The 499-nt window shown below is 46.5% G+C and carries 1 pseudogene; it reads right to left on the reverse strand.

The features are described 5' to 3' along the window. A pseudogene (locus A3761_RS26470) lies at positions 1-499 on the reverse strand (flagellar hook-associated protein FlgK); the annotation flags it as partial.

Genomic DNA, 499 nt, shown 5'->3' on the forward strand with positions numbered 1-499 from the left:
CGTATTCAGATAGCTCTCGTAAAGCTTCATCCCGAGCATCTAATAAATTGTTGGGTAAATCACCCTGCCCTGCACCAATTGCAACAGCAATAGACTGATTCAATTCGGCCAAACCTTGAGACAAACTATTGATCGCAGCAACCGAGGCCGCCAGCTCTACGTCAATATTTTCCATCTGAGAATTAAGTCGATTGTCCAATGCATGAAACCTGGAAACCAAACCTTCGGTTTGCGTCAATAATAACTGTCGCTGAGGGATAGAGGTTGGGTCATCAGCGCCACCTTGGAAGGCTTGGAAGAAAGCAGTCATAGCAGGCGTCAAACCAGTTGTCGTGCTGGCAAGCAAGTTATCGATCGACTCTGCTTGAGTAAGCACTGCATCACGTTCATGATAAACGGTTGTATCGGCACGAACCTGCTCGCTAATAAAATCCTCTGCATTTCTACGAATCGTGGCAATATTCGCGCCCTGACCAGTGTAACCACTACCAGTAAGAAT

The sequence above is a fragment of the Oleiphilus sp. HI0123 genome (genome assembly GCF_001635315.1).